The 20186-nt window shown below is 44.4% G+C and carries 20 protein-coding genes; 7 read left to right on the top strand and 13 right to left on the bottom strand.

Annotated elements, in window-relative coordinates:
- Positions 1-24: 24 nt before the first annotated feature.
- The 6 genes from gyrA to PSM36_RS09040 all read left to right on the top strand — a co-directional run bounded on the left by gyrA (position 25) and on the right by PSM36_RS09040 (position 8840).
- Positions 25-2568 carry a DNA gyrase subunit A gene (gyrA, locus tag PSM36_RS09065; protein ID WP_076930638.1) on the top strand — a complete coding sequence of 848 codons (2544 nt, stop codon included), beginning with the start codon at positions 25-27 and terminating at the stop codon, positions 2566-2568.
- 167 nt (positions 2569-2735) lie between these two features.
- Complete coding sequence (locus PSM36_RS09060) at positions 2736-4010, top strand: tetratricopeptide repeat protein (RefSeq protein WP_076930637.1); 1275 nt, start codon at positions 2736-2738, stop codon at positions 4008-4010.
- A gap of 458 nt (positions 4011-4468) precedes the next feature.
- A complete protein-coding gene (locus PSM36_RS09055; protein ID WP_076930636.1) occupies positions 4469-5644 on the top strand; it encodes an AIR synthase related protein in 1176 nt (391 codons plus the stop codon).
- A 9-nt stretch (positions 5645-5653) separates the two neighbouring features.
- Positions 5654-6742: a peptide chain release factor 1 gene (prfA, locus tag PSM36_RS09050; RefSeq protein WP_076930635.1), complete on the top strand. Its 1089-nt coding sequence runs from the start codon at positions 5654-5656 to the stop codon at positions 6740-6742.
- A gap of 26 nt (positions 6743-6768) precedes the next feature.
- A complete protein-coding gene (gene pyrF, locus PSM36_RS09045) occupies positions 6769-7611 on the top strand; it encodes an orotidine-5'-phosphate decarboxylase (protein ID WP_076930634.1) in 843 nt (280 codons plus the stop codon).
- A gap of 5 nt (positions 7612-7616) precedes the next feature.
- Complete coding sequence (locus PSM36_RS09040) at positions 7617-8840, top strand: HD domain-containing protein (RefSeq protein WP_076930633.1); 1224 nt, start codon at positions 7617-7619, stop codon at positions 8838-8840.
- 34 nt (positions 8841-8874) lie between these two features.
- Here the strand turns inward: PSM36_RS09040 and PSM36_RS09035 are convergent, their stop codons facing one another.
- Together PSM36_RS09035 and PSM36_RS17360 are read right to left on the bottom strand one after the other, a co-directional pair.
- Positions 8875-9345 (bottom strand): YbaN family protein, encoded by a 471-nt coding sequence (locus tag PSM36_RS09035; RefSeq protein ID WP_154670994.1) that lies wholly within the window; start codon positions 9343-9345, stop codon positions 8875-8877.
- A 64-nt stretch (positions 9346-9409) separates the two neighbouring features.
- The gene (locus PSM36_RS17360; protein WP_154670993.1) at positions 9410-9610 is read right to left on the bottom strand and encodes a hypothetical protein; all 201 of its coding nucleotides are present in this window, start codon (positions 9608-9610) and stop codon (positions 9410-9412) included.
- 169 nt (positions 9611-9779) lie between these two features.
- Between PSM36_RS17360 and PSM36_RS09025 the strand changes: the two genes are divergently transcribed.
- On the top strand, positions 9780-10289 hold the full coding sequence (locus PSM36_RS09025; RefSeq protein WP_076930631.1) for a low molecular weight protein-tyrosine-phosphatase: 510 nt from the start codon (positions 9780-9782) through the stop codon (positions 10287-10289).
- A gap of 87 nt (positions 10290-10376) precedes the next feature.
- On the opposite strand, the gene PSM36_RS09020 is transcribed toward PSM36_RS09025, so the two are convergent.
- From PSM36_RS09020 to PSM36_RS08970, 11 genes are all read right to left on the bottom strand, one after another.
- Positions 10377-10784 (bottom strand): DUF4332 domain-containing protein, encoded by a 408-nt coding sequence (locus PSM36_RS09020; RefSeq protein WP_076930630.1) that lies wholly within the window; start codon positions 10782-10784, stop codon positions 10377-10379.
- 125 nt (positions 10785-10909) lie between these two features.
- Entirely contained in the window at positions 10910-11845 is a 936-nt protein-coding gene (locus PSM36_RS09015) for a ribose-phosphate pyrophosphokinase (RefSeq protein WP_076930629.1), read from the bottom strand.
- A gap of 108 nt (positions 11846-11953) precedes the next feature.
- The gene (locus tag PSM36_RS09010) at positions 11954-13648 is read right to left on the bottom strand and encodes an alpha-amylase family protein (protein WP_076930628.1); all 1695 of its coding nucleotides are present in this window, start codon (positions 13646-13648) and stop codon (positions 11954-11956) included.
- Positions 13645-14556 (bottom strand): patatin-like phospholipase family protein, encoded by a 912-nt coding sequence (locus PSM36_RS09005; protein ID WP_076930627.1) that lies wholly within the window; start codon positions 14554-14556, stop codon positions 13645-13647. The genes PSM36_RS09010 and PSM36_RS09005 overlap by 4 nt, the downstream gene beginning before the upstream one ends.
- A gap of 105 nt (positions 14557-14661) precedes the next feature.
- Positions 14662-15144: a 2-amino-4-hydroxy-6-hydroxymethyldihydropteridine diphosphokinase gene (gene folK / locus PSM36_RS09000; RefSeq protein WP_076930626.1), complete on the bottom strand. Its 483-nt coding sequence runs from the start codon at positions 15142-15144 to the stop codon at positions 14662-14664.
- Between the two features lie 15 nt (positions 15145-15159).
- Positions 15160-16212 carry a tRNA preQ1(34) S-adenosylmethionine ribosyltransferase-isomerase QueA gene (gene queA, locus PSM36_RS08995; RefSeq protein ID WP_076930625.1) on the bottom strand — a complete coding sequence of 351 codons (1053 nt, stop codon included), beginning with the start codon at positions 16210-16212 and terminating at the stop codon, positions 15160-15162.
- Positions 16213-16242: 30 nt separating this feature from the next.
- On the bottom strand, positions 16243-16953 hold the full coding sequence (gene truB, locus PSM36_RS08990) for a tRNA pseudouridine(55) synthase TruB (RefSeq protein WP_076930624.1): 711 nt from the start codon (positions 16951-16953) through the stop codon (positions 16243-16245).
- A gap of 5 nt (positions 16954-16958) precedes the next feature.
- Positions 16959-17843 (bottom strand): undecaprenyl-diphosphate phosphatase, encoded by an 885-nt coding sequence (locus PSM36_RS08985; RefSeq protein WP_076930623.1) that lies wholly within the window; start codon positions 17841-17843, stop codon positions 16959-16961.
- A gap of 33 nt (positions 17844-17876) precedes the next feature.
- Entirely contained in the window at positions 17877-18125 is a 249-nt protein-coding gene (locus PSM36_RS08980) for a DUF3098 domain-containing protein (RefSeq protein WP_076930622.1), read from the bottom strand.
- Positions 18126-18140: 15 nt separating this feature from the next.
- Positions 18141-19019 (bottom strand): cell division protein FtsX, encoded by an 879-nt coding sequence (locus PSM36_RS08975; protein ID WP_076932153.1) that lies wholly within the window; start codon positions 19017-19019, stop codon positions 18141-18143.
- A 189-nt stretch (positions 19020-19208) separates the two neighbouring features.
- A complete protein-coding gene (locus PSM36_RS08970) occupies positions 19209-20186 on the bottom strand; it encodes a TerC family protein (RefSeq protein WP_076930621.1) in 978 nt (325 codons plus the stop codon).

Below are 20186 nucleotides of genomic sequence, written 5' to 3'. Positions count from 1 at the left end.
TAAAGAGAAAAATCACTTTGTAATATGATTGATCAGCAAGACAGAATCATCAAGATCAATATCGAAGATGAAATGAAGTCGTCGTACATCGATTATTCGATGTCGGTTATTGTTTCTCGGGCGCTGCCTGACGTACGTGACGGCTTTAAGCCGGTGCATCGCCGTATCCTTTATGGTATGTCGGATTTGAATAACACGGCCGATAAACCCCACAAAAAATCCGCGAGAATTGTCGGCGAGGTACTGGGTAAATACCATCCTCATGGCGACTCCTCAGTATACAATGCCATGGTACGCCTTGCACAGCATTGGAGCATGCGTTATACGCTGGTGGACGGACAGGGTAACATGGGTAGTGTCGATGGTGACAGTCCCGCAGCCATGAGGTATACCGAAGCCCGGTTGAACAGGCTGGCGGAGGAAATGCTCAGGGATATCGATAAAGAGACGGTCGATTTTCAGTTGAACTTCGATGACACCCTACTGGAACCGTCGGTGCTTCCCACCCGGATCCCCAATCTGCTTATCAACGGTTCATCGGGGATTGCCGTGGGAATGGCTACCAATATAGCCCCTCATAATCTTACCGAATGTATCAATGGCATTATCGCCTATATCGATGACAGGGATATCGATACCCAAGGGTTGATGCACTATATCAAAGCGCCCGATTTTCCTACCGGAGGCTATATTTATGGTTATAAAGGCGTGGAAGAGGCGTTCGAGACGGGGAGGGGACGTATTGTAATGCGCGGGAAAGCGGAGATTGAGACGGGTAAGACCCACGATAAGATCATCATCTCCGAAATTCCTTACCTGGTCAATAAAGCCGATCTCATCAAGCATATTGCCGATCTGGTATCAGATAAGAGGATCGACGGCATTTCCAATGTCAACGACGAGTCGGACAGGGATGGTATGCGTATTGTGGTGGATATCAAACGTGATGGCAATGCCAATGTCGTATTGAATAAACTGTATAAGCTGACGGCATTGCAATCATCATTCAGCGTCAACAGTATCGCGCTGGTGAAGGGGCGTCCGGAATTATTGTCGCTCAAACGGATGATTGAACTCTTCGTCGAACACCGCATCGATGTAGTGATCCGGCGGACAAAATTTGAATTGCGCAAAGCCGAAGAGCGTGCTCATATCCTGCAGGGGCTGATCATCGCTTCAGACAACATCGACGAAGTAATTGCCATTATCCGTAGTTCTTCGACTCCGCAGGAAGCTATCCAGCGACTGATGGATCGGTTCAACCTCAGCGAGATACAGTCGCGAGCCATTGTAGAAATGCGATTGAGGCAACTGACCGGCCTGGAGCAGGATAAATTACGCGCAGAGTTCGAAGAGATACAGAAACTGATCGCTTATCTTAATGAAATACTGGTCAATGAAGAACTTCGAATGAAAGTGATCAAAGATGAGTTGATTGAGATCCGTGAGAAATATGGTGATGGACGCCGCTCGGAAATCATCTTCGCTTCGGAAGAGATGAATCCTGAAGACTTCTATGCCAATGAAGATATGGTTATCACCATCTCTCATATGGGTTATATCAAACGTACTCCTCTGGCTGACTTCCATACACAGAACCGAGGTGGAGTAGGGGTCAGGGGGACCGATACCCGCGAAGAGGATTTCGTGGAATATATCTATCCCGCCACTACCCATAATTATATGCTTTTCTTCACCCAGAAAGGAAAATGTTACTGGCTGCGTGTTTTTGAGATACCGGAAGGAACCAAAAATTCGAAAGGAAGGGCTATACAGAATCTGTTGAATATTGATTCGGATGATGCTGTCAATGCATTTGTCCGGGTAGAGACATTACAGGATAAGGAGTATATCAATTCCCACAACCTGCTTTTCTGTACCCAGCAGGGGATAGTAAAGAAAACGCCGCTTGAAGCTTATTCAAGGCCAAGGCAGAATGGGGTGAACGCAATTACCATCCGTGAAGATGACAGGGTAATATCGGTACGTCTGACCGACGGTAACCAGCATGTGATCCTGGCAAACCGCAACGGACGCGCCATACGATTTGCCGAAAAGGATGTCCGGCCCATGGGCCGGACCGCTACCGGAGTAAGAGGTATGACATTGGATGACGACGGCCAGGATTGCATAATAGGCATGATCTGTATGAAGCCGGACTCGGAAGATACTATCCTGGTGGTATCGGAACAGGGATTCGGTAAAAGGACAAAACTGAATGACGAGGACGGCGAACCGGTATACCGGATTACCCGCAGGGGCGGAAAAGGTGTGAAAACACTCAATGTGACTGAGAAAACCGGTAAGTTGGTCGCTATCAAAAGTGTAACGGATGACAATGATTTAATGATAATTAACAAGTCTGGCGTTACAATACGTGTGAAAATTTCCGACCTTCGTATTATGGGGCGTGCCACACAAGGTGTCCGTCTCATCAATTTGGAAAAAAGGAACGATCAGATCGCTTCTGTTTGTAAAGTAAATTCCGATGAAGAAGAGATTGAAGAAATAGGAGATATGGAAAATATATCTGGAGAAACGGAAGAAACAAACACTGATATCGAATAATTGCTGTAATTAGGATTTGCGCATCAACTAATAAAATTCATTATTTCATTAAACTTTTTGATATATTTTAGTCAATACATATCAAGAAACAATTTTAAATGGAGATAATACGAAACCGAAAGGTTCCATATCACATAAATAGTTTAATCACAAAAAAATATGACAAAATGAAAAGAATCCTATTCTTAACTATGATTGCCATTCTCTCCACGGGAAGTATTCTCGCGCAGAAATCGGCTGTTAGAGATGCCAAAAGGGCATTAGGGCGAGACGATCTGAAAGAAGCACGCACACTAATTCAACAGGCATCTACCAATCCGGAGACTGCTGCCGATCCCGAAACATGGAAAGTGATGGGCGATATAGGCAATAAAACCTTCGACAATGAGAGAACAAAAACAATGTTGAATCAGGATGCCAATGAGAAGGTGATGTACGACGGGCTCATGGAGTCTTACAAACCTTATCTGAAAGCTGATTCGCTCGGTGAACTTCCTGATGAGAAAGGAAGGGTGAGGAACAGGGTGCGTAAAGATATCAGTAATATCCTGCGTGCTAACCATCCATTTTATATTAACGGAGGGGTTTATTACAACGAACAGAGCAATTATGCAAAGGCTGCTGATTTTTTTGAGGTCTATTGGGATATACCCACATTGCCGATGTTTGCCGATCAGAAGGATGCATTTGTACTGGACAGTACTTATCAGACTATCAAGTATTACGCCATCATCTCTGCTATCTCTGCTGATCAGAATGAAAGGGCAATTGCCATGCTGGAACGTGCCGCAAAAGAGCCCTTCATAGAAAACAGCGCTTATAAGGAGAGCGATATATATGAGTTGCTGGCAAGTCAACATGAAAGAGTAGGTGATTCGGCTAAATTTATAGAAACCCTCAATCTTGGTGCACAAAAATTCCCTGATAGCAAATATTTCGTTCCCAATCTGATCAATGTATTTATCCGTAGCGGACAATCTGATAAGGCTATGGAGTATCTTGATCAGGCTATTGCCAACGATCCGGCCAATTCGTGCGACCTCAACAGTGTGAAGGGAGCCCTCTTCGCTGAAAAGGGAGACTATGCAGCTGCCGAAGCCGAATATAAGAAAGCACTTGCACAGGATCCCAATTGCGAAAGAGCGTTGGAAAACCTTGCTAGAAATTATATTATCCAGGCACAGGAATTAAAAGAAGTAACCGCTACTATGTCCAGCAGACAACAGCAGGTAGAAAACGATAAAAAAACAGTTGAATTGTATCAGCAAGCACTTCCTTTACTGGAAAAAATGGAGCAAGTCATAAAAGCAAGAAATGCTTCTCAACAAGAAATAAATGGAGTGCTTATGTTGCTCAGAAATGCATATTACAATTTAAGTGTATTGGGTGTTGATAAATCAGCTGAGTTGAAAGTGGTTGAAGACCAACTGAACCTTGAATAAATTCAAGTAAGAGCCCAATAAGTAAAATAAGGAGGAAGACCAATGGTTTTCTTCCTTTTTCGTTTTTTATAATTTTCGCATTCATACATTTTGCAAGTAAGGTCGCACATCATTGTGATGATCAAAACTATTAATCTGAAAAGAGAGATGATTTGAATAAGCTTTGAATAAGCAGGAGAGTATTGCGAATTATAATTAAACATAATAGTAATTATAGGAAAAATATTGAATTATTTTATTGGCATATTAGCATATTGACACATTGGCACATTTTTATTACTTTTGTACTCATATATCCGGGCAAGATTAAAAAAATAAATTTATGTACACGACCTATCACTTAGAATCAGCAGAAGAAATAGACTGTGGAGGAAGTTCAGGATTATGAACTTAATTAGATAATTGGAAGATGCGATTGAGTATTATTTTCCGAAAAAATTACCCAATATATAAAATTCATGACAGACAATCAACGATATATCCAGCGAGGAGTTTCGGCATCAAAAGAAGATGTGCATAACGCTATCAAGACGATCGATAAAGGGGTTTTTCCAAAGGCATTTTGTAAGATTGTCCCGGATTATCTGGGGAATGATCCGGAGTACTGCAACATCATGCATGCCGACGGTGCCGGGACCAAATCGTCGTTAGCCTATATCTACTGGCGTGAAACCGGAGATATTTCCGTATGGAAAGGTATTGCACAGGATGCATTGATAATGAATATAGATGACCTTCTTTGCGTAGGTGCTACCGATAATATCCTGCTCTCTTCCACCATCGGCAGAAATAAAAATCTGATCCCGGGAGAAGTGGTCTCTGCTATCATTAACGGTACCAATGAGTTATGCGAAGAACTCTCGGAACTCGGGGTAAATATCTATCCTACAGGTGGTGAGACAGCCGATGTAGGTGATCTTGTACGTACCATTATTGTAGACAGTACGGTCACCTGCCGTATGAAACGTTCCGATGTCATTGACAATGCCCGTATTCAGGCCGGCGATGTGATCGTCGGACTTTCCTCATCGGGACAGGCAACCTACGAGAAAGAATACAACGGAGGCATGGGCAGTAACGGGCTTACTTCAGCACGTCACGACGTGTTTGCCAACTATCTGGCACAAAAATATCCTGAAAGTTACGATGCTTCCATCCCTTCCGACCTGGTCTATTCAGGCCGGATGAAATTGACAGATATGATTGATAATCTGGATATTGATGCCGGAAAACTGGTACTCTCCCCTACCCGTACTTATTCCCCCGTTATCTATCTGATAATTAAAGAGCTAAGACAAAATATCCATGGAATGGTACATTGCTCCGGAGGAGCGCAGACCAAGATACTCCATTTCTTGGATGAAGGCCTTAAAGTTTTGAAAAACAATCTATTCCCTATCCCCCCACTCTTTGACCTGATCCAAAAGCAATCCGGCACAGCATGGGATGAGATGTATAAGGTATTCAATATGGGCCACCGGATGGAGATTTATCTCTCTCCTGAACATGCACAACAGGTGATCGATATCTCCCGTTCGTTCAATGTCGACGCCCGGATTGTGGGGTATGTCGAAAAATCAGATGTCCGCGAACTGGTGATTGAAAGTGAATTCGGACAATTCCGTTATGTCTAAACAGTCTATATGTCACAAAACTCGTTACTCGATAAATTAGAGCATTTGGTTACCCGCTTCAAAGAGGTGGGGACATTGATTACCGATCCGGAAGTGATTTCGGACATGAAACGCTACGTAAAGCTGAATAAGGAATACAGCGACCTTCAAAAGATTGTGGAGGTACGTAATGAGTACAAGGCTGCATTAGAGAGCGTGTCCGAGGCAAAGAACATTCTCACCAACGAATCGGATGCTGATCTGAGGCAACTTGCCAATGAAGAGCTAGCTTTCAACAGTGAAAAGATCCCTCTGCTGGAAGAGAAAATTAAACTGTTGCTCATACCTGCCGATCCCGAAGATGCCAAAAATGTGGTGATGGAGATCCGTGGTGGTACCGGAGGCGACGAAGCGGCTATTTTCGCAGGGGATTTATACAAGATGTACACCAAATATTGTGAAAGCAAGGGATGGGCTGCTGAACTGGTCAGCTTTACCGAGGGTACATCCGGCGGTTATAAAGAAATCATTTTCACGGTGAGCGGCACCGATGTCTATGGTACGTTGAAATATGAATCGGGCGTACACCGGGTACAACGGGTACCACAGACGGAGACTCAGGGGCGTGTGCATACTTCGGCCGCTACCGTGGCTGTATTACCTGAAGCAGAGGAATTTGATGTGGATCTCAATCCGGCCGATATCGACTTCCATACCGCCCGTTCGAGTGGTGCGGGAGGACAAAATGTGAACAAGGTGGAGACCAAGGTGCAGCTCACCCACAGGCCGACGGGTATTGTGGTCATTTGCCAGCAGGCACGGTCACAGCTCAAAAACAGGGAGATCGCCATGCAGATGTTGCGTACGAAGCTCTATGATATAGAACTCTCCAAACGGCAGGGAGATATTGCTTCGCGACGGAAGACGATGGTATCCACCGGCGACCGTTCTGCCAAGATCCGGACCTACAATTATCCCCAGGGACGTATCACTGATCACCGTATCAACTACACTATTTACAACCTGTCGGCATTTATGGAGGGTGATATCCAAGGGGTGATCGACCAATTGATGGTGACTGAAAATGCGGAAAGGATGAAAGAGGCGGAGATTTCATGAAACAGAAAATGCTCATTTAAAATTATATGACCAAACAACAACTATTTGAACAGATACTTAAAAAGCAATCCTTCCTGTGTGTGGGATTGGATACGGATATAAAAATGATTCCGGAGCATCTGCTGGATACGGAAGATCCGATCTATGAGTTCAATAAAGCCATTATCGACGCTACAACGCCTTATTGTGTTGCCTATAAACCCAATCTTGCTTTTTATGAGAGTGAGGGTGTAAATGGGTGGATGGCGTTTGAAAAGACCGTTGCTTATATCCGCCAGCGCTATCCAGATCAATTCATCATTGCCGATGCCAAACGTGGAGATATCGGTAATACCAGCGAAATGTATGCCCGTACCTTTTTTGATGAAGTAAAAGTAAATGCCGTGACGGTAGCTCCCTATATGGGTAAGGACAGCGTGAAGCCCTTCCTTATTTATCCCGAACGGTGGGTTATCCTGCTTGCACTCACCAGTAACAAGGGAGCTCTTGATTTCCAGTTGACGGAAGACCGCAACGGTGAGCGTCTCTTCGAGAAAGTATTGCGCGTATCGCAGCAATGGGCCACCGCTGAACAGATGATGTACGTGGTTGGTGCTACCCAGGGTAAACTATTTGAAGATGTGCGTAAGATTGTACCGGAACATTTTTTGCTGGTACCCGGTGTAGGAGCGCAGGGAGGGTCGCTGGAAGAGGTGTGCCGCTATGGGATGAACAAAAGCTGCGGACTGCTGGTTAATTCTTCACGTGGAATTATTTATGCGGACAGCACTGAAGATTTTGCCTATACTGCCGGACAGGAAGCAAGAAAATTACAGCAGGAGATGAAGGAGATGCTGGAGAAATTCGGCGTAAGCCAAATCTTGAATTAAAAAAGATGGAAAAGAAAAGGAAGATAATCAATGATCCGGTCTTTGGATTCATCAATATCCCGAATGATTTTATTTACAAGATCATTCAGCACCCTTTTCTGCAAAGGCTTAACCGTATCCGTCAACTCGGCCTGGCACCGTTTGTCTATCCCGGTGCGCAACACACCCGTTTTCATCATTCCATAGGTGCCATGTTTCTGATGGATGAAGCACTCAAGACATTGAAAGAAAAAGGGCACGATATATCAAAAGAAGAAACCGATGCAGCATTGGTTGCCATTCTGTTGCATGATATCGGACATGGCCCTTTCTCGCATGTATTGGAGCATGCCTTGGTTACCAATGTGCATCATGAAACCATTTCCCTGTTGCTTATGGAACAGATGAACAGGGAATGGCAAGGCCGCCTGCAAATGGCAATCGACATTTTTACAGACACTTATTCCAAACGATTTCTCCATCGGCTGGTGAGCGGGCAACTGGATGTGGATCGGCTCGACTATCTGCGTCGCGACAGTTTTTTCACCGGTGTGGTGGAGGGTAACATTGGTTCGGCTCGTATCATCAAGATGCTCGATGTGAAAGAAGATAAGCTGGTTGTGGAGTCCAAGGGAATCTATTCCATCGAAAATTTTCTGATGTCGAGGCGGCTGATGTACTGGCAGGTCTACCTGCATAAAACTGCGGTTGCAGCGGAGAAGATGATGATCAACACGCTTCGGCGTGCGAAGGAGTTATCCATGATGGGTGAAAAACTGTTCGCCTCCCCTGCCCTCTCCTATTTTTTATCACAGGAGAGTACCAGAGCCGATTTTGAAAATAACGGGGAAGCGTTGCGTCATTTCGTCAATCTTGACGACAATGATATCTGGTCAGCACTGAAAGTATGGACTTCCCATTCCGACACGGTACTGTCGGTGTTGAGCGATGGCATGGTCAACCGGAAATTATTCAAGATAGATATCAGGGAAGAAAAGGTCGATGAAGAAAAAGTCGCCGCACGCATAGCAGCATATACCAAGAGATTCAACATCACTGCCCGGGAAGCCGCTTATTTCCTTTCATCCGATATACTGACAACAGACATGTACAATGAGGAAGACGACAGTATCGATATAGTCTATAAAAGCGGTGAGGTGAAAGATATTTCCAAAGCCTCGGATATGCTCAATATAGAACTGCTGTCGAAGAAAGTCCAAAAATACTATTTTACTTATCTAAGGGACTAACTTCCCTATCCTCTTCACTCTTCACTTTTAGTTTCTAGTTCTCTTTGGCGTTGGGCACAAAGAATATCACCACAATACATCCGATAAGGCCAAGGGCAAGGATCACCCATCTGAGTGTACCGGGACCCACGATTATAAATGAAGAGAACAGCACCATGATCGACATGAAAGCAAGTACTCCCACCTTTCCTCTGCGGGTAATTCCCTTCCGCCGTTGGTAGTTTTTGATCCGTGGCCCGAGTATTTTATTGTTCAACAACCAATTGTACAGTCTTGGTGAACTTTTGGCATACAGGAAAGCCGACAACAGTGCCAGGGGAGTTACCGGAAGGCCCGGCACGATAATGCCAAGAATGGCAAGTACAAGAGAGGCAGTGCCCCCAATCACATAAAGTATACGCACAGTTCTGTTTTTTTTGATCTCCAGTTTGACTTCCTTTTCGGATACGCTAATGGAGATGTCTTGTACAGATGGACGATTATGCAGGTTTGAATTTTGATCCATAAATTGAATTCTTTTTTAGCTTGACTGATAAATTTATTCTACCGTAACCGGATACGACAGCTCTTTAACCAGGGAAGAAGAAGGAATAGCTTTTACCTATCCCTACCCCAAAAATATAGAGGATTGTAACAACGGACTGTAATTCCTTGAACAATCTGTTTTTGATACTGCTAATTAGCTGTTTATCCATATAAATCTGCTGTGATGGTTTATTCCCGTTTTGCTGTCCTTTGTCCCGGGGTTGGGGAGCAAAAGTACAAATCATTGTTCTATTTACAAAGCTTATAACTACAAAAAATATAAGAAATTGAGATGTCGTAGTTATGTTGAATAGGTGTAGTTGAATAATCAGAAGTATAATTTTTGTACTTTTCTGAATTTCCATTATCTTTGCGGATATTGTTAAGGTTATAAAAAATCTGTTTTAAATATAAATGATGGCTTCTACAGAGGGAAAGAAAAAAGAGATCCGCTTGCTTTTTGTTTGTCTTGGGAATATCTGCCGTTCACCGGCTGCCGAAGGCATTATGGCAACTGTTGTGGAGAAGAACGGCCTTCAGGATCTGGTTGAGGTGGATTCGGCCGGTACTTCCGGATGGCATCAAGGGGAACTACCCGATGAACGTATGCGGCTGCATGGTGAAAGAAGAGGGTATAATTTTGATAGCCGTGCCCGGAAATTCAAAAAGTCCGATTTCAATGATTTCGACTATATCCTGGTAATGGACCGGCAAAATTATGCCAATGTGAAAGCGTTGGCAACCAGTCAGGAACAAATTGATAAAATCCATATGATGACCGAATTTTCCCGTCAGTATACCCATCATGATCATATTCCCGATCCTTATTACGGCGGTGCATCTGGATTTGAACTGGTACTCGACCTGCTCGAAGATGCTTGTGAAGGATTGCTGCAGGCCATTAAAAGAAAATACGGCTTTTAGACTCATTATGCAGGTGGATCCTGCACTATAAATAGTAATAAAAAACGGCCGATTTCTCAGCCGTTTCCCTTATCCTTATTTTCCGGATTAATATGTCATTCTTGTTTCCATCTTTCCGGCATCTTCAATCATTTTCGTGAGCTGGCCTAAAGAAGGCAGGCGACGTACCAGTTTTTTGGCTTCGTTTACTTCCTGCATTTTGGCATATAAGTTCTCAGCGTTGCGGTTCCGGAACTCTTTTACCGTATCCACACCGGCTGCTTCCAGCAGTTCTGAAAATTCTGACCCGATACCCGGTACGCGGAAAAGATCGGCGTGGTTAGTCCATTTCAGGATTAACTTTTCATCAATACCTGTCTCTTTTGCCATTGCGGCACGACCGGATTTACCGGCACATTTCTCGAGTAATCCTTCTGTAGAGGTAACACCGGCAGCTCTCAGCTTTTCTCCGTAAACAGGGCCAATACCTTCAATTTCTTCAATTTTGTAAGCCATACGAGTAATTAATTTTTTTTAGGGTTTAAATTAGGCGATTTCTGTCCAAATATAGGCACATCTATGAAACTGTGCGCTCACCATACACAAGTTTCAGGGAATGTGTGGAAAAAATCCCTAACTTTTTAGACTACATACAACGAACTGATGGATTCGTTGTTGCAAACCCTCATAATGGAATTGGCAAACATCTCGGCTACAGAAAGAATTTTTACTTTTTCCGATTTTTGGGAATAAGGAATGCTGTCGGTAAATATGATTTCCGTCAGTTTCGACTGGTCGACCCGCAACGAAGCGGGATCAGACATCACGGCATGACTGGCAATGGCCCTTACTGAGTTGGCCCCGTTCTCCATGATCAGGTCGGCTGCTTTGGTAATGGTACCGGCAGTATCTACAATATCATCGACAAGCAGCACATCCATCCCTTTTACATCTCCGATAATCTGCATGTCCGATATTTCATTTGCTTTCTTCCTCAGCTTATAGCAGATCACCATCGGGCATTCCAGGAACTTGGAATATGCGCTGGCACGTTTGGTACCACCCACATCAGGAGTAGCGATAACCATATTGCTCAGGTTAAGCTGTTTGATATATTCTATAAAAACACCCGACGCATAGAGGTGATCGACCGGTGTATTGAAAAAGCCCTGGATCTGATCGGCATGTAGGTCCATTGTGATCAGGCGGTTGATCCCGGCTGCTGCCAGCATATCGGCGATCAGTTTCGCACCGATACTCACGCGCGGTTTATCTTTCCGGTCTTGCCTTGCCCAACCGAAATAAGGAATTACAGCGACGATGGATTTGGCCGAAGCACGTTTAGCCGCATCAATCATTAACAACAGTTCCATCAGGTTTTCGGAACTGGGGAAAGTCGATTGGATAAGGAATACCTGCTTCCCGCGAATTGATTCTTCATAGGAAACAGCAAACTCCCCGTCGGCAAAATGTTCAATGATCATGTTACCCAATGGGCAACCCAGACTGTTACATACCTTTTCTGCAAAGTAGCGTGACTTAGTGCCCGAAAAGATTTTAAATGGTTTCTCCTGCATTATTGATAGTTTTCTGAAAAATAAATATTTGGATCTTGATATAATTTGATAGAATCAAACTGAAAGCCGCAACAAAAGTACAAAAAAGTGGACTCAATTCAACATATATCATGAAAAAGAAATCTTGTAAATCTCTCCCGAATATGGATCAAGTGAAATATGGGGCGGGGAGTCGGGTGAGAATGCCAACTCTTTGCCTTCTGCGTGGAGCAGGGGCTTTAGCGTTCCCTTTCCAGTAGTGGCAATTTCAAAAAATGTGAAGGCATGATGCGGGATATCCACAGTACACTCATGTATCCTGTTATCGAAATTGACCGCTACCAATAGGAGTTCTTTTTTATTACTCCGCAGGAATGCAAAGAGATTGGCGGAATCGAACTCCCTGTTCTCATAATTGGCCGGCATCAGGTCATAAAAAAGACCGTTCGCAAGTGCCGCCTCTTCATTGCATAGGATGATCAGGCGCCGGTAGAATTGCTGTAACTCCTTCTCTTCCCCGGTGAGCTGTGCATCGTCCCACCGGCCGTTGTTATTCCATCGCCGCAGGGTATCTACAGACCAATAATCGAAGATAGTGGTACGTCCGTCCTTCCCGCTAAATCCCTCTTCGTCCATTCCTCTCTCTCCCAATTCCTGACCGGCATAGACCATCACCGGATTTGAATTGACGCAACAGGAGACGATCATGGCAGCCTTACCTTTACTTCCCTCTTTCAGGAAATAATCAGATGCCAACCGTTGTTCATCATGATTCTCCATAAAATTGAGCATACGGTGCTGTATATCTCCCACACTGTTTAGTGCAAAAGTGATGTCGGACGAGGGCCTGTAACCGCAGGAGACATCACGTAACACATCATATAACCCCACTTTATCGTAAAGATAGTCGAAGACGTTATGGGCCAGAAAATCGCGGTATGCCGAAGGGTTATATATCTCTGCCAGGAATATGACCTCCGGGAATTTATCCTTTACCCGGGGGATTGCCCACCTCCAGAATGCTAACGGTACCATCTCGGCCATATCGCACCGGAAGCCGTCGATATTTTTCTCCGCCCAATAGAGGAGTATATCCCCCATCTTTATCCATGTATCGGGAATTGGATCGAAATGTGCCTGTTTCCCGTGTAGGTAGTCTACTCCATAATTGAGTTTCACCGTCTCATACCAGTCGAAATGAGTGGGCCTATGCGAAAAACAGTCGTTACCGGTGGCCTTTGCCGGGATCTCGTTGTATGCCGGACCGGACGATTTTTGAAGTGAGAGTTGTATTTCTAACGCTTGCCCGGGGATATAGTAGAAATTGTTTTGCGGTGAAAATGCCATCGAGGTATCATCGTCCTCCCCGAAGTCTTTTACCCCTTCCGGCTTGTTGATGGAGCGGTAGTTCCTGGCTACATGGTTGGGTACATTGTCGATGATCACTTTCAGTCCGGCAGCATGTGTCCGTCGGACCAATGCTTCGAATTCCGCCATTCTCTCCGGGATGCTTGCAGCCAGGTCGGGATCCACATCATAATAGTCCCTCACCGCATATGGCGACCCCGCCTTGCCTTTGATGATTTCCGGATATTCATGCGGGAGCCCGTATGCCGTGTAATCGGTGGTGGAGGCATGAGCCAATACGCCGATATACCAGATGTGGGTATAACCGTTTGCTTTTATTTTTTGTAAAACGGTATCGGAAATATCATCGAATTTTCCTGTCCCGTTCTCTTCAATGGTGCCATTGAATTTGTTGGTGGAAGAACTGTTGCCGAATAGTCTGGGCAACAACTGGTAAACAAACAGTTTCTGGTTCATTGGATATTGGGGTTTTCGCTAATATCTGTTTCCGGATGTAATATTCCATTGCGTCTCCTGATCCGTTGGAGCTGCTCGCGTACTTTTTTGGTCAGGGCATAGTGCCTGTGGCATTTTCTTACGATCTCCCACGATTTCTCTTCACTCATTTTCACCACAGCATAATGATATCCTGCTTCCATGATCTTTAGCTGGTTCTGCAGGTCGAACATGGAATATTTTTCTATCCCTTTGGTCTCGATGAGTATATCACAATAAGCTTTATCGATGAGGGTGTTGGAGTTTGACATCAGGTTGAATGTGCGTTCCAGCATTCTTCGGATATTGTTTTTTTCCGGAGCCGGCAGGATCAGGGAGACATTCACCCCGATTACGTATTTACATTTTTTACGGATGACCGAGACGGGGAAATTTTTCAGCAATCCCCCATCCACATAGGGTACATCATGGATCATTTGGGGCTGGAATACAATGGGGACGGAACAGGAGGCGACTACCGCATCCACCAGGTCATCGCCATTGGAGAAGACGACGGTGGCAGCCCTCTCCCAGTCGGTGGTCACCACATGGAAAGGTATCTGGAGTTCCTCAAACCTTTTTGCCCTGAGGTTTTTCTTTAAAAATTTGTGTAATCCGGTGCTTTTGAAAAAACCGGCTGTGGGTAAGGTGAACTCTACGAACTCACGGAACTCTTTTTTGTGGAAGAGTTCCACAATCTCATCGGGATGGTAGCCGTCGGCATAAAAAACGCCGGCAAGCGATCCGGCACTGGTTCCCGCAATCACATCGGGTTTCAGTCCGCATTTTTCCAATACTTTCAACGCGCCAAGATGGGCGAACCCTTTGGCGCCTCCCCCACTCAGGGCGTACCCTAAGAAATGATCATAACTTTTACTGAAGATAGCCATGATATCTGTCTCCTTTCAGATGTTTTGTTACACAAATATGGGACTTTTTTTCGAGTTTTCAATTGCACAAATCAACTATTCCATATCGATCACCCAAGCACTTTCTCACCTGGGCACTTTCTCCCGTAACTCCCGTATGGATTTTCCCAGTAGCGGGTGAACGAGATCCGGGGCAATTTCGTATAAAGGGTCAAGCACGAAAGAGCGGGTATGAAAATGCGGGTGAGGAATGGTCAGATCCGGTGTATCGATTACGCAGTCGCCGGCTAAGATAAGGTCGATATCTATAGTCCTGTCGGTATACTGCCCGTTTTTACTTTTCCGAGATCTACCTATCTCTTTTTCAATATCCTGAGTGATTTCGAAGAGCCTGTAAATATTTATATCGGTTGCCACTTCGCATGCACAATTGACAAATATATTCTCTGATTGAAAGCCGACGGGGGCTGTCAAATAAAAAGCGGATAGGGAAATTATGCTCCCTATCCGCTCTTCTATTCTATCCAAAGCCTCTTCTATATTTTTCTGCTTGTCACCAAGGTTGGATCCCAATGCCAGATAAACGGTATATTCATTCGTTCCGTTCATGTTGTTAACGCTGGATCAGTCTACAATCAGCATTGCATCCCCGTATGCCCCGAAAGTATATTTCTCTTTGATTGCCTCTTCATAGACATTCATCACCTTTTCATATCCTCCGAAGGCGCAAGCCATCATCAGTAATGTGGAATAAGGCAGGTGGAAATTGGTGATCAGGCTGTTGGTAAGAGTGAAGTCATAGGGAGGAAAAATGAACTTATTGGTCCATCCATTCCGTGGTTTCAGGTGACCGTCAGTGCTGACAGTCGTCTCTATCGCACGAAGTACGGATGTGCCGACTGCACAGATATTTTTCTCTGCGTCTTTCGCCCTGTTCACCTTTTCACACAATTCCTCGGTAATAATCATCTGTTCCGACTCCATCTTATGTTTGGTCAGGTCTTCCACATCAATCATGCGATAAGCACCCAATCCATTATGGAGCGTGAGAAAACCAAAATCGATATCCCTTATCTCCATCCTCTTCATCAGCTCGCGGCTGAAGTGCAGGCCGGCAGCAGGAGCAACCACCGCTCCTTCATGCTGGGCGAAAATATTCTGGTATCTTTCCACATCTTCGGGTTCAGCACTCCGCTCCAGATATTCAGGAATAGGTGTTTCGCCGATCGAGAACAACTGGTTTTTGAATTCGTCGTATGGGCCGTCATAGAGAAAGCGCAATGTACGGCCACGCGAGGTGGTGTTGTCGATCACCTCTGCAACCAGCTCTTCATTTTCACCGAAATACAATTTGTTTCCGATACGTATCTTCCGTGCCGGGTTGACAAGCACATCCCACAAATGCTGTTCGGGATTCAATTCCCTCAATAAAAAGACCTCTATCTTGGCGCCGGTCTTCTCTTTGTTTCCGAATAACCGTGCAGGAAAGACCTTGGTGTTGTTGAAAATAAAGAAATCCCCTTTATTAAAATAATCCAGCACCTCTTTGAAGGTTTTGTGCTCAAGTTGGTCCGATTTCTTGTGGACCACCAGTAACCGGGACTCATCACGATGTGCCGCAGGGTATTTCGCAATAAGCTCTTCCGGCAAATTGAATTTAAATTGAGAAAGCTTCATAAGTTAAAAAAATCCTGTATCAATTATATTTTATCTGTTTTCTTGTGTTGCTTGAGGAATATTTTCATTAAAAAAATGATCAATATCATCCATATTAAGACAGTTATCCACTGTTATGTCCCCTACCCTTGTACGCCGTAAGCCAGTAAGATGCGCACCACTATCCAGCGCTATCCCGATATCCCTGGCCAACGCTCTTATGTAGGTGCCCTTACTGCATACCACACGGATGGTGATATCCGGCATGTTATAAGAAATCAATTCGATATCATCTATAACCAATAATTTGGGTTTTAGTTCAATATCTTTATTTTTTCTGGCTAACTCATATGCCCTTTTTCCATCGACCTTGACTGCGGAAAAAACAGGTGGAACCTGTTCTATGGTACCGGTGAAACGGTGAAGTACATCCTCCACCATTTTTCTGGTGATATGGGTTGTCGGATATTCGGCATCGACTTCCGTTTCAAGATCGAACGAGGGGGTAGTGGCTCCGAGGCGGACATGTGCGATATATTCTTTTGTTTCAGCCTGTAAAGCCTCTATAAGTTTTGTTTTCCTGCCGGTGCAGAGGATCATTACCCCTGTGGCGAGCGGATCAAGCGTACCTGCATGTCCTACCTTCAGTTTCTTTATTCCCAGCCTGCGGCATATCTTGGCACGGACAACCCGGACCACCCGGAAGGAAGTCCAGTGTAACGGTTTATCGATATATAAAATTTCACCTTCGATAAAATCCATATTTTTTATACCATGGTCAGGCTTACCCCTGAGAAAACTAATATAAGCAATATGGTGCCTACGATGATGCGGTACACACCAAATGCCTTAAACCCGTAACGGGTGAGAAAATCGATAAAAAAGCGGATAGCCAGGATTGCCACTATGAATGCTACTACATTACCGATAACAAGCATTAAGATATTATCTTTCAGCATCGCGGTGCTGACGGGATCTTTCAGCAGTTGGTACAACTTATACCCTGCCGCTGCCGCCATAGTGGGAACCGCCAGAAAGAATGAGAACTCTGCAGCATTCCTGCGGCTGAGTTTAGTGGTCATCCCCCCGACGATGGTAGCCATGGAACGCGATACACCGGGAATCATGGCGATACACTGGAAAAAACCTATCGTAAGTGCCCTTTTCCATCCTATTGACTGCCCCTGCGACGGGTTGTTGAACCATTTATCCACAAATAGCATGAAAATACCGCCCAACACGAGCATCACAGCTACCACAGTGACATTTTCAAGTAACGCATCGATCTGGTCACCAAGAAGCAAACCGATGATCCCGGCGGGAACCACGGCGATAAACAGTTTCCAGTAAAAATCGAATTTGTAAATGAATCGGGTGAGGTAAGTCCATCCCTTTTTCGCGGCAGACATGCCGTGCACAGCTTCTTTATCAAAAACCACGATCGGGTTCAGCCGAAAAAAACGTTTCCAGTAGAGAACTACGACCGAAAGGATCGCGCCAAACTGAATGATCACCGTAAATGCTTTCACAAAATCAGTACTCTCCATTCCCAGTAATGCCTGGGTGATGATCATATGCCCGGTGGATGATACAGGAAGAAACTCTGTGAGCCCCTCTACGATGGCAATAATAATTGCTTCTAATATGCTCATTTATAATATATTTTGCAGTATCCGGCAATAATTTTATTTTCCGGATGTGCTGCTTTTTTCTTTCGAAGGATACAGAATGCCCACCACCATCAATACAAAACCGGAAAGGCAAACGACAGGTGCCAGTTTTATACGCCTGGCGCTGAAAATATCGGGTTCAAATCCGCCTTCGAGTGTGGTGGCCGGTCCGGTCATCAGCAGGAAACCTGCAATGATAAGAAGGATGGCGATGCCACAGATGATCAGGTTTGTTTTACTTAATGCAATACTTTTTTGAGACATATTGTGTGATAGTTTTTATACGTAATATAACTGGTCTGATTTCATTTTCACATATCTGTTGACGGCAAAAGTCGTAGCTATTGTGGAGATAATTACTCCCAACAAGATCACGATAGAGAATATGATAATCAATTCCATAGAACTGATAATAGGTTGTATTTCGGCATACTCCCTGGTGAAATAGGTGATGATGCCAAAAATGATGAGGTCTGCGATGATGCCCGCAATGATACCTGTGAAAATATTATTTATCACGAACGGCCTTCTGATGAAGCGGCCTGTCGCTCCCACCAATTTCATTGTGTTAATGAGAAACCGTTTTGAGTACACACTCAGACGAATGGTATTGCGGATGAGCGTGAAAGAGATCAATAACAGCACGGCGGCAAGGATCAATAAGACAGTCATCACTTTCGAGAGGTTGTCGTTGATCAGGTCGACCGCCTCCTGCTGGTAGAGCAGGTCCGTCACATTGCTGTTCTGCCGGATCACTTTATTGATGACCATGATACTGTCGCTGTTGGCATATTCCGAATGGAGAAAAATCTCAATACAATCCTGTGCAGGATTATATCCCAGCAGTTCTTCAGGATCTTCTCCCAGGTCCTTGATAAGTTGCTCTTTGGCCTCTTCCTTGCTGATAAACCGTGATGATTTAACAAACGGCTGTGCATCCAGATTATTCCTGATCTTCGATATCTCGGCGTCTGACACCTCCGAAGAGAGCATCACGTTAAAACTCATGTTTTCTTTTACAAATCGTGACAATCCATTCCCCATGAAAAGGATCAGTATGGTGATTCCCAGCAACACCAAAACCAGTGATATACTGATTGTGGATGTGATCTTAGCATTTAAGAATCGGGCTGTAGATACCTTTTTTTTGCCTGTCATACGAGTTACAGATAGTGAGTGTGAAAACACAGAAAAAGCACTTTTTCCAAATAAACTGCAAAGTAATAAAAATTATCGCAGAAAAAGTAATGAATGTGAAAGATTAAGGTCTTTTCACTATGTGGATTTTCTGGCGGCACTCGGCACAGTGCAGGTAAACTGGCCTCTGCATCCGCACCCAAATAAAATTTATTGCCGTGTCTTTTCTAATTGTTTGCTTCTGATGATGGAAGCTGCAACCGATACCACAATCAATGTCATTATGATCAGCAATGAAGCAGTGGTAGGAATATGAAAATCCACTCCCTGTGTGTGGGCGTAATGATTGAACATCATCTTGGCCCCTATGAAAAGAAGGATGGCACTCAGCGCATACTTCAAATAGTAGAAATAATCCATCACACCTCTTAGTGCAAAATAGAGCGAGCGAAGTCCGAGGATCGCAAAGATGTTGGATGTATAGACGATGAACATATCGGTGGAAACAGCCAATACGGCAGGAATAGAGTCAATTGCGAATACCAGGTCGGTCACCTCTATCACCACCAACGCCAGGAAAAAAGGTGTGGCCACCACCCTGTTGTCTACCTTCCTGAAGAATTTCGGTACCGAGAGGTCATTCGTCATGGGAATGATTTTACGGGTGAGTTTTACATACCAGCTATTGTTCAGGTCTTTTTCTTCTTCTTTCTCTTCCTCTCTTTTTTTATGGATAAAGTCCACTACCATTTTTATTCCGGTAATCACCAGGAAGCCTCCGAACACATACATGATCCATGCAAAACGTTCCAACAGCGCAATTCCCGCAAAAATAAAGATAGCCCTGAAGACCAAAGCACCCAGAATGCCCCAGAAGAGTACATCATGCTGATATTTGGGGGCAATCTTGAATGAAGTGAAAATGAGTATGAAGACAAAAAGATTGTCCACACTCAATGATTTTTCAATCAGATAGGCCGTGAAAAATTCGAGTGCCGGTTCTTTACCGAAGACAAAATAAATCCCCGCATTAAAAATAAGTGCGAGGGAAATCCAAAAAAAACTCAGCCACAAAGCTTTCTTCACGTTGACCACTTCACCTTTTTTGTGAAAGGCAAACATGTCGAGCAATAATAATACGATAATGAGGATGATGAATCCTATCCAAAACGCGGAATTTACTTCCAT

The sequence above is a fragment of the Proteiniphilum saccharofermentans genome (assembly GCF_900095135.1).
GTDB classification, from domain to species: domain Bacteria; phylum Bacteroidota; class Bacteroidia; order Bacteroidales; family Dysgonomonadaceae; genus Proteiniphilum; species Proteiniphilum saccharofermentans.
Note: the sequence above shows the minus strand (reverse complement) of the source record. Positions and strands in the feature narration are given on the sequence as shown.